The organism is Cobetia sp. BMC6 (assembly GCF_029991385.1).
Classification (GTDB): Bacteria; Pseudomonadota; Gammaproteobacteria; order Pseudomonadales; family Halomonadaceae; genus Cobetia.
Map to the genome: position 1 here is coordinate 1 of NZ_JAKUMF010000010.1, position 14,773 is coordinate 14,773.

General features: G+C 62.2%; 12 protein-coding genes. 4 read left to right on the forward strand and 8 right to left on the reverse strand.

The window, feature by feature from the left end:
* Positions 1-353 precede the first annotated feature (353 nt).
* Complete coding sequence (locus MKZ40_RS14585; RefSeq protein WP_282627960.1) at positions 354-695, forward strand: hypothetical protein; 342 nt, start codon at positions 354-356, stop codon at positions 693-695.
* Positions 696-698: 3 nt separating this feature from the next.
* Here MKZ40_RS14585 and pssA read toward each other — a convergent pair whose 3' ends face one another.
* Together pssA and ilvC are read right to left on the reverse strand one after the other, a co-directional pair.
* Complete coding sequence (gene pssA, locus MKZ40_RS14590; RefSeq protein WP_175090355.1) at positions 699-1,550, reverse strand: CDP-diacylglycerol--serine O-phosphatidyltransferase; 852 nt, start codon at positions 1,548-1,550, stop codon at positions 699-701.
* 209 nt (positions 1,551-1,759) lie between these two features.
* The gene (ilvC, locus tag MKZ40_RS14595; protein WP_043337232.1) at positions 1,760-2,776 is read right to left on the reverse strand and encodes a ketol-acid reductoisomerase; all 1,017 of its coding nucleotides are present in this window, start codon (positions 2,774-2,776) and stop codon (positions 1,760-1,762) included.
* 320 nt (positions 2,777-3,096) lie between these two features.
* Between ilvC and ilvY the strand changes: the two genes are divergently transcribed.
* The gene (gene ilvY, locus MKZ40_RS14600; protein WP_175090354.1) at positions 3,097-4,026 is read left to right on the forward strand and encodes an HTH-type transcriptional activator IlvY; all 930 of its coding nucleotides are present in this window, start codon (positions 3,097-3,099) and stop codon (positions 4,024-4,026) included.
* A 91-nt stretch (positions 4,027-4,117) separates the two neighbouring features.
* On the opposite strand, the gene ilvN is transcribed toward ilvY, so the two are convergent.
* From ilvN to rluD, 5 genes are all read right to left on the reverse strand, one after another.
* A complete protein-coding gene (gene ilvN, locus MKZ40_RS14605) occupies positions 4,118-4,609 on the reverse strand; it encodes an acetolactate synthase small subunit (protein WP_043337227.1) in 492 nt (163 codons plus the stop codon).
* Entirely contained in the window at positions 4,609-6,333 is a 1,725-nt protein-coding gene (locus MKZ40_RS14610; protein ID WP_175090353.1) for an acetolactate synthase 3 large subunit, read from the reverse strand. The genes ilvN and MKZ40_RS14610 overlap by 1 nt, the downstream gene beginning before the upstream one ends.
* 576 nt (positions 6,334-6,909) lie before the next feature.
* Positions 6,910-9,558: an ATP-dependent chaperone ClpB gene (gene clpB, locus MKZ40_RS14615; RefSeq protein WP_175090352.1), complete on the reverse strand. Its 2,649-nt coding sequence runs from the start codon at positions 9,556-9,558 to the stop codon at positions 6,910-6,912.
* A gap of 307 nt (positions 9,559-9,865) precedes the next feature.
* A complete protein-coding gene (gene pgeF / locus MKZ40_RS14620; protein WP_175090351.1) occupies positions 9,866-10,642 on the reverse strand; it encodes a peptidoglycan editing factor PgeF in 777 nt (258 codons plus the stop codon).
* Positions 10,643-10,681: 39 nt separating this feature from the next.
* Positions 10,682-11,635 (reverse strand): 23S rRNA pseudouridine(1911/1915/1917) synthase RluD, encoded by a 954-nt coding sequence (gene rluD, locus MKZ40_RS14625; protein ID WP_054556942.1) that lies wholly within the window; start codon positions 11,633-11,635, stop codon positions 10,682-10,684.
* A gap of 106 nt (positions 11,636-11,741) precedes the next feature.
* Here rluD and MKZ40_RS14630 point away from each other — a divergent pair, with 106 nt between their 5' ends.
* Positions 11,742-12,533 carry an outer membrane protein assembly factor BamD gene (locus tag MKZ40_RS14630; RefSeq protein WP_107335861.1) on the forward strand — a complete coding sequence of 264 codons (792 nt, stop codon included), beginning with the start codon at positions 11,742-11,744 and terminating at the stop codon, positions 12,531-12,533.
* Between the two features lie 126 nt (positions 12,534-12,659).
* Here the strand turns inward: MKZ40_RS14630 and MKZ40_RS14635 are convergent, their stop codons facing one another.
* Positions 12,660-14,294 (reverse strand): NAD+ synthase, encoded by a 1,635-nt coding sequence (locus MKZ40_RS14635; RefSeq protein WP_175090350.1) that lies wholly within the window; start codon positions 14,292-14,294, stop codon positions 12,660-12,662.
* Between the two features lie 180 nt (positions 14,295-14,474).
* On the opposite strand from MKZ40_RS14635, the gene MKZ40_RS14640 reads away from it, so the two are divergent.
* Complete coding sequence (locus MKZ40_RS14640) at positions 14,475-14,738, forward strand: PP0621 family protein (RefSeq protein ID WP_166020093.1); 264 nt, start codon at positions 14,475-14,477, stop codon at positions 14,736-14,738.
* Positions 14,739-14,773: the final 35 nt, after the last annotated feature.

Sequence of the window (14,773 nt, forward strand, 5' to 3'; positions counted from 1 at the left end):
AAGCCTGCCGCCAGCGTTCAATCTGAGCCATGATCAAACTCTTCAGTTGAAAGCTTGATAGTCTGTTAAGCAGACCAAACTTGGTTCAGAGTCAAACTTCTCGTGAGAGGCTTGCTCCGATATTTGGCGACCTTGTCACCACTCATCAGCAAGCGCTCACACGAATTACCTGATCAAATTTTTAAAGAGCATCGCTGTGAAGCGAGGAGGCACATTCTACCCGGAACGCTTGAGAAGTCAAGCACTTGATGATGAGTCAATCGACTGCCTCTAAGCATCATCAAGCGGTGAGGAGCGTTGCCCGATCACCTGTCCCGTAAGGAGTGCGGCGCATTCTAGCGAATCGCCCGGGATTGTCAATCGATGATTTCGAAGCGTGCTTCAAAAACATCAAGCAAAACAATCACCTGCAAACCTCTTTCACCGCTGGTAACGCCATGCGTCCCCGGCAGCGGATGCGTACTTTACGCACGAACCGCCGTGAGGGCAAGGGCTTTTTCAAGAGATTGTCATTCTCGGGACATGCAGATGACATCTCCGCTCAGCCCTTCTCTTCTCTCCTCGATCTTGTCTCTCTTCATCTTCTTGCTCTTGCCTCGTTTTTGCTTGCTGACATCTTCCCTTGGCCAGCAACGCATTCGGCCCCGCCAAGAATGGCGGGGCCGAATATCGATCATCACACTGCTGGCAGCTGACGCTTACTTGTTGCCGCGCAGCTTGCGCCCCAGCGCCATGATCGGGCCACTGGCGACATAGCAACCGAACAGGCCCAGCAGCATCACGGACGGCTCCAGCGAGATGACCACGAAGGCCAGCACGATGGCGAGCAGCGCCACGAAGGGCACCGGCCCCTTGAGGTCGATTTCCTTGAAGCTGTAGTAGCGGATGTTCGACACCATCAGGATACCGGCAGCCGCGACCACGAAGACCATCAGCGACTTGAAGGCGAAGGTCTCGGCGTCGAAGTTGTGCATGGTCCATACGCAGCCGGCCACGAGTGCCGCCGCTGCCGGACTCGGCAGACCGATGAACCACTTCTTGTCGGTGGAGCCGATCTGGACATTGAAGCGCGCCAGACGCAGTGCAGCGCCTGCCACGTAGACGAAGGCGGCGATCCAGCCGATCTTGCCGACATCCTGCAGAATCCAGCTGAAGGTGACCAGCGCCGGCGCCACGCCGAAGGACAGCATGTCCGCGAGGCTGTCGTACTCGGCACCGAAGGCGCTCTGGGTGTTGGTCAGGCGCGCCACACGACCGTCCAGGCCGTCGAGCACCATCGAGACGAAGATGGCGATGGAGGCGTTGGCAAACTCCCCGTTCAGCGCGCACACCACAGCGAAGAAGCCGGAGAACAGCGCGGAGGTGGTGAACAGGTTGGGCAGCAGATAGATGCCACGCCGACGAACGGGCTTGCCGTCCTCGATGGCTTCTTCCACGACTTCGCTGTCGTCGGTGAACTCCTCCACTACCTTGTCCAGCACTGAACTGCTGCGGCGTGTCTGTGCTTCGGGGACTTCGTCTGCGCCGGGATGTCGATTTTCGTCAGTCATGGGATTCCTTGCATCATGCCTCGTCGTGGCAGGGTAACCACATTCTACACCTGCCAGTGAGCGCGAATAGTGGTGACACCCTAGCGGCCTCACCGTCGACTGTCACTTCCCTCCCCCATTCGATAGCGCTTATAGAGCAACAACGCAAGCGGGGCGCCCTCCTGATGGAGAGCGCCCCGCTCATTTCACGCCGGATCCAATAGTCAGGATCAGTTGCGTGACTTGTCGACCAGCTGGTTGGCAGTGATCCACGGCATCATGCCGCGCAGCTTCTCACCAGTCTGCTCGATCGGATGCTCGGCGTTCTGGCGACGACGGGCCGTCATGGACGGGTAGTTGGTGTTGCCTTCCTGGATGAACATCTTGGCGTATTCACCGCTCTGGATGCGCTTGAGCGCATTGCGCATGGCGACACGGGACTGCTCGTTGATGACTTCGGTGCCGGTCACATACTCGCCATACTCCGCGTTGTTGGAGATGGAGTAGTTCATGTTGGCGATGCCGCCTTCGTACATCAGGTCGACGATCAGCTTGAGCTCGTGCAGGCACTCGAAGTAGGCCATTTCCGGCGCGTAGCCCGCTTCGGTCAGGGTCTCGAAGCCCATCTTGACCAGCTCGACCGCGCCACCACACAGGACAGCCTGCTCGCCAAACAGATCGGTTTCGGTCTCGTCCTTGAAGGTGGTCTCGATGATGCCGGTACGGCCGCCGCCGACGCCTGCCGCGTAGGACAGTGCGATGTCCTTGGCCTGGCCAGTCGCATCCTGGTGGATGGCGATCAGGTCCGGGATACCGCCGCCCTTCACGAACTCGGAACGCACGGTGTGACCCGGTGCCTTCGGCGCGATCATGATGACGTCGAGGTCAGCACGCGGCACGACCTGGTTGTAGTGGACGTTGAAGCCGTGAGCGAAGGCCAGGGTCGCGCCCTGCTTCAGGTTCGGTTCCACCTGGTTCTCGTAGATGGCCTTCTGGTTCTCGTCCGGCGCCAGAATCATGACCAGGTCGGCAGCCTTGACCGCTTCCTCGACTTCAGCAACCTTCAGGCCAGCCGCTTCGGCCTTGGCCCAGCTGGAGGAAGAGCGACGCAGGGCTACGGTGACGTCGACGCCGGATTCCTTCAGGTTGTTCGCGTGGGCGTGGCCCTGGGAACCATAACCGAGGATGACCACTTTCTTGCCCTGGATGAGGGAGAGGTCACAATCCTTGTCGTAATAGAGTTTCATCGTCATTGCTCCTGGCGGCTCACCCCGTCAGCGGGATGGCGTGAGATCTTGAAAGAGTGTCTGTTGTTCTTGCGACCCTTCCCGCGAGGGAAAGGCGTATGACAGTGTCCAGCGCCGACGGCCATCTGTCTCGGCCGCTCTGCGTCCCCGGGAGGTCGTGCGCCTTGAATCAAGGTCTGCCGTCCTCCTCCTGCGCGGCGATGAGTCCACCTTACCTGCACCCAAGCATTGCGTAAAATGCTATATTTGCACCATCATATGCCGCAATACGCAACACAAGCCATTTCTCCCTTCAGCACTCACCGACAGCGGACTCCGGCATGGACAATCGCCAACTCAAGCAATTCCTGACCCTCGCCGAAACGCTGCATTTCGGGCGCGCCAGCACAGCCTGCCACCTGAGCGCCTCTGCACTGTCACGGGCCATCCGGGCCATGGAAGAAGAGCTGGGCGTCAGCCTGTTCGAGCGCGACAACCGCAGCGTCGCGCTGACACCGGCGGGTGAACGCTTCCGTCGTCATGCTCGCGAACTCCTGAGTCAATGGGATGACATTCGCCAGTCACTGCTGGAAGACAGCGATGAACTGCGCGGCGAGCTCTCCCTGTATTGCTCGGTGACAGCCAGCTACAGCTTCCTGTATGAGATTCTGGCCACCTTCCGTGCCCGCCATCCGCATGTAGAGCTCAAGCTGCATACCGGCGACCCCGCCGTGGCATTGGAACGCGTCCTGATGGGCCACGAGGACCTGGCGATCGCCGCGCGCCCCGACGTGCTGCCTTCCCGACTAGCCTTCACCGACTTCGCCGAGTCGCCGCTGCGCTTCATTGCCCCGCGCCGTGATGGCCCCGGCCATCAGCTGGAAGGCATCGACGAGGCGGACGATTCGGCGGCGAGTGATGACCACATCGACTGGACCCGCGTGCCGATGATCTTGTCGGAGACCGGCCTGGCGCGTGAGCGCTTCGATGCCTGGTGCCATGAGCGTGGCATCAAGCCTCGCCTATATGCCCAGGTCGCCGGCAACGAGGCCATCGTCAGCATGGTCGGGCTAGGCTTCGGGATCGGCGTGGTGCCACAGATCGTGCTCGACAATTCGCCGCTGGCCGATCAGGTGCGCATTCTCGATGTCGATCCGCCGCTGACCCCCTACAAGGTCGGCCTGTGCGTACAGGAAAAACGCCTGCGTCACCCGCTGGTGCGCGCATTGTGGGAGCAACTGCCCGGCTCGCCGCAGCGCCCCGCTGACTGATACCTGGTAGCGAGCCAACGAAAATGGCGCAGCAACGAAAACGGCGCCCCGAGGGGCGCCGTTCTTGACTTGCGTTTCCACCACCACCGTCTTACAGGCTCAATACCTTCTCACCGCGGGCAATGCCGGAGACACCGGTACGCGCCACTTCCAGCACGCCTACCGGCTGCATCGCCGCCAGGAAGGCATCCAGCTTGCCACCGTCGCCGGTGATCTGGATGGTGTAGAGGCTCGGCGTGATGTCGACGATCTGGGCACGGAAGATGTCCGCCGTGCGCTTGATCTCGTCACGCTGGGCACCCAACGCCTTGACCTTGACCAGCATCAGCTCGCGCTCGATGTGGCTACCCTCGGTGAGATCCACCAGCTTGACCACATCCACCAGCTTGTTGAGGTGCTTGGTGATCTGCTCGATGACGCGATCCTCGCCGACCGTGGTGACGGTCAGACGGGACAGGGTCGCGTCTTCGGTCGGGGCCACGTTGAGGGTCTCGATGTTGAAGTTGCGCTGTGAAAACAGGCCGACGACCCGTGACAGCGCGCCCGGTTCGTTTTCCATCAGAATGGAGATGATATGGCGCATCAGGTCCGCTCCGTCTTCGTAAGCAGCATGTCACGCATGGAGCCGAGAGGCACCTGCATCGGATAGACGTGTTCACGCGGGTCGACATAGATGTCGAGGAACACCAGCTCGTCCTTGTTGCGGAAGGCGTCTTCCAGCGCAGGCTCGAGCTCCTCCACCGTGTGCACCTTGATGGCCCGGAAGCCATAGGCGCCGGCCAGCTGCACGAAGTCAGGCAGCGACTCCATATAGGAATGCGAGTGACGGGACTTGTAGTTCAGGTCCTGCCACTGACGCACCATGCCCAGCGACTGGTTGTTGAGGTTGATGATCTTGACCCCGATCCCGTACTGCTTACAGGTCGAGAACTCCTGCATCATCATCTGGAAGCTGCCTTCACCGGTGAACAGCACCACATCGTCTTCCGGGTAGGACATCTTGATGCCCATGGCCGCCGGGAAGCCGAAGCCCATGGTGCCCAGACCACCGGAGGTGATCCAGCGGTTGGGGCGCTGGAACTTGTAGTACTGGGCGGCGAACATCTGGTGCTGACCGACATCAGTGGCGACGAAGGCTTCGCCACGCGTCGCACGGTGCACGGCTTCCACCACCTGCTGCGGCTTGAGCGGCTCGCCCGGGGCGGACGGCTCATACAGCTTGCCTTCACGCTCGGCACGCCAGCCATCGATCTGGGACCACCAGGCCTCCAGTGCGTCAGGATTGGCCAGCTCACGGCCCTGCACCAGGCTGATCATCTCGTTGATCACGGCATCGGCCGGACCGACGATCGGCACATCGGCGCGCACGGTCTTGGAGACCGAGCTCGGGTCGATGTCGACGTGGATGATCTTGGCCGTCGGGCAGAACTTCGAGGTGTTGTTGGTCACGCGGTCATCGAAGCGCGCACCGATGCAGATGATCAGATCGGCGTGGTGCATGGCATTGTTCGACTCGTAGGAGCCGTGCATGCCGGGCCAGCCCAGGCACTGCCGATCCCCCTGCGGGTAGGCACCGATGCCCATCAGCGAAGTGGTGATCGGGAAGTTGAGGCGGCGTACCAGATCAGTCAGCGCTTCGCTGGCACGCCCGGACACCACGCCACCACCGGTGAAGAACAGCGGGCGACGTGCCTTGAGCATCAATTCGACGGCTTTCTTGATCTGACCACTGTGGCCGCGGGTGACCGGGCTATAGGAGCGCATGCGTACCTTTTTGGGGTAGCTGTACTCATAGCGTTCGGTCGGGGCGGTCATGTCCTTCGGGATATCGATGACGACCGGCCCCGGGCGACCACTGGAAGCCAGATAGAAGGCCTTCTTGATCACCTCGGGAATCTCGCTCGGATGCTTGATCGAGAAGCTGTGCTTCACGATCGGGCGAGTCACACCGACGATGTCGGTTTCCTGGAAGGCGTCTTCACCGATCAGGTGACTGGCGACCTGGCCACACAGCACGACCATGGGAATCGAGTCCATGTAGGCCGTGGCGATACCGGTGACGGCATTGGTCGCGCCCGGGCCTGAGGTGACCAGCACCACACCCGGCTTGCCGGAGGCGCGCGCGTAACCATCGGCGGCGTGGGTCGCGGCCTGCTCGTGACGGACCAGAATGTGCTGGACCTTGTCCTGGCGGAACAGGGCGTCATAGATATGCAGCGCCGCTCCACCGGGGTAGCCGTAAATATATTCCACGCCCTCGTCGTGCAGGGCGCGGGCGATCATGTCAGCGCCGGAAAGCAATTCCACTTGGTTATTCTCCCCTGGAGGTCTCGAGTGCGTCCGGCGGCAATGCGCAAGCCGGATCGAGTGCGACCTGAATGTCGCTACCGCAGAAATTGCGGCACCTGATGCCAAACCCTGGCGTCTGCGGCCCGGTTAGGGCCTGCACTCTTGTCGCATCGGTTGGATGCGGTCGGGGCTGATGGCCGGTCGGTACGGTTGGCGTACCCGGACCGGCGTATCCTTTGACAGGCGGACAGCGACTCAGCGTCTGTCCTTCACGCGGCGCTTCGAGGGTCGCCCGAATGGCCGCGCCCGCAATCAGGAATGGTCAAGAGTCCAACAGCCGCAAGTGGCTGTCAACTCAACCTTACGCCAGTGTGCGCCGCCTGCGCCAAATGCCACACCGGTAACAACGAATCCGGCCATAAGCGTGCGCAAAACCTCACCAACAGCCATAAAATCGCAATTTTCTGCTTCGTGAATTTCAGCCTACCTCACGCTGGGTTGTCTATTTGCGTTCGGACGGCAGACACGAAAACGCCCCTCCGCAAGCGGAAGGGCGTTTTCGTCACGGTGGGGCGGCGCTCACGGGCACACGTTTCAGCGCGTGAAGGTCAGTTCCCCGCCCTCTTCGTCGACACGGATCACATCACCGGGCACGAAGTCGCCACCCAGCAGCGCCTGGGCCAGCGGGTTCTCGATACGACTCTGGATGGCGCGCTTGAGCGGACGAGCGCCATAGACCGGATCGAAGCCTGCCTTGGCCAGCAGCGCCATCGCGGCATCGGTGATATCGAAGCCGAGATCGCGATCGGCCAGACGCGCCTTGAGACGTTCAAGCTGGATGCCCGCGATGGAAGCAATCTGCGCCTGCCCCAGCGCGTGGAACACGACCACTTCGTCGATGCGGTTGATCAGCTCCGGTCGGAAGTGATTGCCGACGACTTCCATCACCGCCGTCTTCATGTCGTCGTACTGGAAGGCCGCCTTGCGCTCGGCACGCTCGTCGGCACTTTCCGTACTGCCATCGTCTTCCGCCAGCTCGCCATTGAGGCCGCTCATGCGCTGGATCATTTCCGAGCCCAGGTTGGAGGTCATCACGATCACGGTGTTGCGGAAATCGACGGTACGCCCCTGGCCATCGGTCAGACGGCCATCTTCCAGCACCTGCAGCAGGATGTTGAAGACATCCGGGTGTGCCTTCTCGACCTCGTCGAGCAGCAGCACGGAGTATGGCTTGCGGCGCACGGCCTCGGTCAGATAGCCGCCCTCTTCATACCCGACATAGCCGGGAGGCGCGCCGATCAAACGAGCCACGGAGTGCTTCTCCATGAACTCGGACATGTCGATGCGCACCATCGCCTCTTCGGTGTCGAACAGGAAGCTGGCCAGTGACTTGCAGAGCTCCGTCTTGCCGACGCCGGTCGGGCCAAGGAACAGGAAAGAGCCGTTGGGACGATTCGGATCCGACAGCCCCGCGCGTGAGCGACGCACCGCATTGGACACCGCGATCACCGCCTCGTCCTGACCGATCACCTTCTCGTGCAGCGCCTCTTCCATGCGCAGCAGCTTGTCACGCTCGCCTTCGAGCATCTTGGCGACCGGGATGCCGGTCCAGCGCGAGACGACCTCAGCAATCTCTTCCTCAGTGACATTGGAGCGCAGCAGCACGTGAGCAGAGGTATCCGCCTCGCCTTCGCCGGCTTCGCTGATCTGCTTCTCGAGCCCCGGGATCACGCCGTATTGCAGTTCCGACATACGGCTGAGGTCGCCGGCACGACGCGCCTGCTCCAGATCGATACGCGCCTGTTCCAGCTCCGCCTTGAACTGGGCCGCGCCCTGGATGCTGGACTTCTCGGCCTTCCAGACTTCATCGAGGTCGGCGTATTCACGCTCCAGCTCCGAGATCTGGTCCTCAAGCGCGCCGAGGCGCTTGAGCGCCGCCTCGTCGGTCTCCTTCTTGAGCGCTTCCCGCTCCATCTTGAGCTGGATCAGGCGGCGATCGAGACGGTCCATCTCCTCCGGCTTGGAATCCAGCTCCATGCGGATGCGTGACGCGGCTTCATCGATCAGATCGATCGCCTTGTCCGGCAGCTGGCGGTCCGTGATGTAACGCGAGGACAGGCGTGCAGCGGCGATGATGGCGCTGTCGGTGATGTCGACCCCGTGGTGTACCTCGTAGCGCTCCTTCAGGCCACGCAGGATGGCGATGGTGTCTTCCTCGCTGGGCTGGTCGACCTGCACCTTCTGGAAGCGGCGCTCGAGTGCGGCATCCTTCTCGATGTACTGGCGATACTCGTCAAGCGTGGTGGCACCGACACAGTGCAGCTCGCCGCGCGCCAGCGCCGGCTTGAGCATGTTGCCGGCGTCCATCGCGCCTTCGGCCTTGCCCGCGCCGACCATGGTGTGCAGCTCGTCGATGAACAGGATGACCTGGCCTTCTTCCTGCGCCAGCTCCTTCAGCACCGACTTGAGGCGCTCCTCGAATTCGCCGCGGAACTTGGCCCCCGCCAGCAACGAGCCCATGTCGAGAGACAGCACGCGCTTGTTCTTGAGACCTTCCGGCACCTCGCCATTGACGATACGGCTGGCCAGCCCCTCGACGATGGCGGTCTTGCCGACACCAGGTTCACCGATCAATACCGGGTTGTTCTTGGTGCGGCGCTGCAGCACCTGGATCGTGCGACGAATTTCCTCGTCACGCCCGATCACCGGATCGAGCTTGCCATCCCGTGCGCGTTCGGTGAGATCCAGGGTGTACTTGTTGAGCGCTTCGCGATTGTTCTCGGCATCGGCATCGCCCACGGCTTCGCCACCGCGCAGTGCATCGATGGCGGAGGTCAGGGCGGGCTTCTTGATGCCCGAGGAGGTGAACAGCTTGCCGAGATCACCGCCCAGCTCCAGCGCGGCCAACAGCGCGAGCTCGGAGGCGATGTATTGATCGCCGCGCTTCTGCGCTTCGCGATCGGCCAGATTCAGAAGCTTGCCGAGGGCCTGCGAGGGCGCGACATTGCCGTCGAACTGGGACACGGTCGGCAGGTCATCCAGCTGGCGCTTGAGACCACTCATCAGACTGGTGGCATCGCCGCCCGCCTTGTTGACCAGTGCCTTGAGACCGCCATCGCGGTCTTCAAGCAGGGCCAGCAGCAGATGCTGCGGGTGAATTTCATTGTGGCCTCGCCCGACGGCGAGCGACTGGGCATCCGCCAGAGCGTTCTGCAGCTTGCTGGTCAGTTTGTCGATGCGCATGGTGCTGTCTCCTGAGAGTCATGGCGGTACTCCTTTTCTCAGGAGCTTCGCCTGTAACTTTTCGTATCTGACTCTCAAGATGGGGACTGGCGCACGGCTTTCAAGGCAGGATTCGCCGCACTGCAGCATGTTGTGCCATTTGCCTGATCCAGGTCAGTTTCCCGCCCCGCCGGCCATCACCTTTGCCACACACAGAAACGCCCCGCCAACCTGGGACATCAGGTCAACGGGGCGTTTGTGGGTACTGAATGTCGAGCTTGTGGAATGCGCAGACCAGGCCCCTGGACAGTGATTTCTGCTCGGCGCCTCAGCGCAGCCAGATCACCGTGGCGAGGCGCCCGGTCACGCCATCATCACGCCGGTGGGAGTAGAAACGCGACTCCGAGGCGGTGCAGAAGTGGCCACCACTGACATGACCGACTCCGGCACGCTCGAGACGCAGACGTGCCAGCTTGTAGAGGTCGCACATGTAGTGACCAAGCCGGTAGGGACTGGCCTCGAAGGCATCATCGGCCTCAGGCAGGTCCGCGATGAAGGCATCATGCACCTCGGGGCCGACCTCGAACTGCGCATTGGAGATCGCCGGCCCCAGCCAGGCCATCAGCTCGCCGGGGTCATCGCCGAGACGCTCGATGGTAGCTTCCAGCACGCCTGCGACCAGCCCGCGCCAACCCGCATGTGCCACGCCGACACGCGTGCCCTGCCGATCACAGAACAGCACCGGCAGGCAGTCCGCCGTCATCACCACACAGGCCTGCCCGGTGCCGGTACTGATGCAGGCATCCGCCCGTGGCGGCGCATCCGGCCGGCCCTCGGCATGGCAGACATCGAAGGCATCCACCACCTGAGTGCCGTGCACCTGATCCAGCCACGCCAGCGGACGGCCGTCATCGACCTCCGCCGCGAGAAGCTCACGCACCTGCGCCACCATCGCCGGGTCATCCCCCACATGCAGCGCCGGATTGAAGCCGGCATACGGCCCCTGGCTGGGGCCGCTCTCACGCGTGGTCACGAAGGCCTGCACCGGGCTCGGCGCGGGCCAGTCCGGCAGTATCAGGGTCGGGCGTAGACTCTCGTCGTGCATAACCTCTCCTTGTGCGGCGTGTCGCGCGAGCCTGCCGCCTCAGCGAGCGATGTCTTCCTTGAGATAGTCGATCAGCACCAGCATGTCACCCGGCATCTCGGCGCGGAATTCGACTTCCTTGCCCGTGATCGGGTGGATGAAGGCGAGACGGCGGGCATGCAGTGCCTGACGCGGGAACTGGCGCAGCAGCTCCTTGAGCGGGTCACTGGCCCCCGGCGGCAGCTTCAGACGCCCGCCGTAGACCGGGTCTCCAACCAGCGGATAGCGCTGGTGCGCCATGTGCACGCGAATCTGGTGGGTACGCCCGGTTTCCAGCTTGCAGCGGATATGGGTGTGGCCCCGGAAACGTTCCACCACGCGGAAGTGGGTGACCGCCGGCTTGCCACTGTGGGTAACGGCCTGACGCTTGCGGTCCTTGGGGTGACGCCCGATGGGCGCATCCACGGTAGCACCGGAGGTCAACACGCCCGTGACGACGGCATCGTACTCGCGTGACACGGTACGGGCCTGCAGCTGCTCGACCAGGTCCGCCTGGGCGGTCAATGACTTGGCCACCACCATCAGTCCGCTGGTGTCCTTGTCGAGACGATGCACGATACCGGCACGCGGCATCATGGAATTGCCCGGACAATGATGCAGGATGGCGTTGAGCAGCGTGCCATCGTGGTTACCCGCGCCCGGGTGCACGACCATGCCATGCTCCTTGTTGATGACCAGCACGTCGTCATCTTCATAGACGATCTCGAGCTCGATATCTTCCGGCTCGTGGCTGACTTCTTCTTCAAGCTCGGCGGTCAGGGCCAGACGTTCACCGCCATAGACCTTCTCGCGAGGTTTTACGGCGGCACCGTCGAGGGTCAGCGCACCGGTCTTGATCCAGTGCTTGAGACGCTCGCGGGAATAGTCGGAGAAGATCTCGGCGCAGGCCTGATCAAGGCGCATGCCAATCATCGCCTCCGGGATCCGCTCTTCGCGGTTGATGGTGTCTGCCATATTGCTCTCTGAGGCCGTTTCGCACGAAAGGGCCTTTGCTTTATAGTGAGTGCGGATCGGCGGATTCTAGCATGCCCGCCATGGATTGCCCGAGATGAGGAAACCGATGCGCGCCCTTCCCTTGACTGCCCTCGCCCTGGCCAGCACCTTGCTGGCTGGCTGTGCGTCCAACGAGCCGGCACCGGATCTTCAGGAGCAGGACCTGTATCGTCAGGCCCAGGTTTCTCTGGATACCAGCCGCTTCAACTCCGCTGTGCAACAACTTGAAGCCCTGGATACTCGCTTCCCGTTCGGCAGCTACGCCGAACAGTCGCAGCTGGAGCTGATCTACGCCTATTACCAGGTCGACAACTGGGAGGCGGCACGCGCCGCGGCCAGCCGTTTCATTCGCCTGCACCCCGATCACCCGCAGGTCGATTATGCCTACTACATGCGTGGACTGGCAGCGTACAGCGCGGGCCGTTTCAGCCTGGAATCCCTCGATCTGATCGATATTTCCAAGCGTGACCTGGGCGCGACACGCGATGCCTACGTCGACTTCGGTGAGCTGGTACGTCGTTTCCCCAACAGCACCTACGCGGCAGATTCCCGTCAGCGCATCATCTATCTGCGCAACGTACTGGCACGCGGCGAGCTGCAGACAGCCGATTTCTACCTGCGCAAGCAGGCCTATCTGGCTGCCGTGAAGCGTGGTGAGTGGGTCATTGAGCACTACCCTAACACTCCTGCCACCCGCGACGCGCTGGCCGTGATGGTCGAGGGCTATCTGGGCCTCGGTCTGCGTGACCGTGCCAGCGAGACGCTCAAGGTGCTGATCCAGAATGATCCGGACAATGAACGTCTGGATGGCCGTACCTTCGAGCCGCGTTACGTGAAGGCTGACGACCTGACGGTCTGACGACTGGCAGGCAACACCATCGAAAAGCCCGTGATCATCGATCACGGGCTTTTTCGTGCTGCCAGCATGGCCAGAATCGTCGAATTCAGGCGCTTTCAGCGTCTTGCGAAAAGAATCCGCAATCCGTCATTCGCCAGCCACCCAGCCATTGACGATCGGGTAGCGACGATCACGCCCGAAGCCCCGCGGCGTGACACGCACGCCGACCGGTGCCTGACGACGCTTGTACTCGGTACGGTCGACCAGACGCACCACGCGATAGACATCCTCTTCCTCGAAGCCTGAGCGGATGATCGCCTCGGCACTCATGTCACCCTCGATGTAGTGGGTGAGAATCGCATCCAGGGTGTCGTAGTCCGGCAGCGAATCGCTGTCGAGCTGGTCTTCGGCGAGCTCGGCGGACGGCGGGCGCGTGATGACGCGCTCCGGGATCGCCGGGCCCATGGTGTTGCGCCAGTTGGCGAGACGGAACACCCAGCTCTTGTAGACATCCTTTAGCGCGTTGTAGCCGCCGACCATATCGCCGTAGAGCGTGGCGTAACCCACCGCCATCTCGCTCTTGTTGCCGGTGGTCAGCACCATCAGGCCCTTCTTGTTGGAGATGGCCATCAACAGCACGCCACGGCACCGCGACTGCAGATTCTCCTCGGTGGTGTCGCGCTCGCTGCCGGCGAAGCTCTCCGCCAGGGTCTCGGTGAAGGCCTCGACCATCGGCGCGATGGGCATCACCTCGTAATTCACACCCAGCAGCTTGGCCTGCTCGGCGGCGTCTTCCTTGGAGATGACCGCAGTGTAGTGATACGGCATCATCACGGCGTGCACGCGGTCCGCGCCCAGTGCATCAACGGCGATGGCCAGCGACAGGCCGGAATCGATGCCCCCGGAAAGCCCCAGCACCACACCCTTGAAGCCACTCTTGTTGACGTAGTCACGCAGCCCGGTGACCAGTGCACAGTAGAGTGACTCTTCCGGCGACAGCAGCTCGGCGATCTCGCCGCTCTGCGGCGCCCAGCTGCCACCTTCCTTCTTGAGGAACTGCACCGGCATCAGGCCGACATCCCACCACGGCGCCTGCACGCAGGTCTTGCCGTCGGCATCGATGGCGGCAGAGCCCCCGTCGAAGACCAGCTCATCCTGACCGCCGATCTGGTTGACGTAGACCAGCGGGCAATTGACCTCGGCTGCCCGCTCGGCGAACAGCTGATTGCGCTCGGCCGGCTTCTCCAGGTGATAGGGCGAGGCGTTGAGGCTGACGAGAATCTCGGCACCGGCATCCCGCGCCTGACGGACCGGCGTGCCGTCCCACAGGTCTTCACAGATGACGATGCCCAGACGGGCGCCGCGGCACTCGACCACACACGGCTCGGTGCCCGGCGTGAAGTAGCGCTGCTCATCGAAGACCTGATAGTTGGGCAAGGCCTGCTTGGCATACTCGGCGATCCACTCACCATCCTTGAGCACGCCGGCCAGGTTATAGCGCTTGCCGTCACGCATGCCGGGGTAGCCGACGATGACCATCACGCCCGGCGCGACTTTCTTCGCCATCTGGGCGCGCGCCTCCTCGAGGCGGGATTCCATGGACTCGCGCAGCAGCAGGTCTTCCGGCGGGTAGCCGGTCAGACACAACTCGGGCAGCACTACGACATCGGCCTTGTGCTCAAGACTCGCTTCACGCACCGATTCGATGGCACGCGCAGTGTTGCCGGGAATATCACCGACCAGCGGGTCGAGCTGGGCCATCACCAGAGTCAGATCTTGCATGCGGTAAGGATCTCTCGATTGGCGGTTCGATAAGGGGCCAGTACACTGTGGCCAGACATCTGGCTCAGATCACTGAGCCGTGCACCGGCCCACCTGTCATCATGTTGGCCGCCATTGTCCCGCAAGGTCGCGCCGCTGGCAAAAGCCACGCGCGCCGCCTCATCTGGGAGTCATATAGGAATGAGCCTGTTGATCATCCGTCTGCTGGTTTTCGTCGCCCTGTTCTGGGCCGGCCTGCGCCTTTACCGCATGTATCGCCAATGGAAGCTGAGTCAGGACAGCCACAATGACGGCCAACCTGCCGAGCGCGAAGCGCAGAACATGGTGCGCTGCGCCTACTGCGATCTGCATCTGCCGGAAAATGACGCCATCCGCCATGAGGCGCTGCATTTCTGCTGCCAGGAACACCAGCAGCACTTCCTCGACGAAGGACCGCGCAAATGATTCGCCACCGAGACGAGATGCTCGCTGGCGAACGA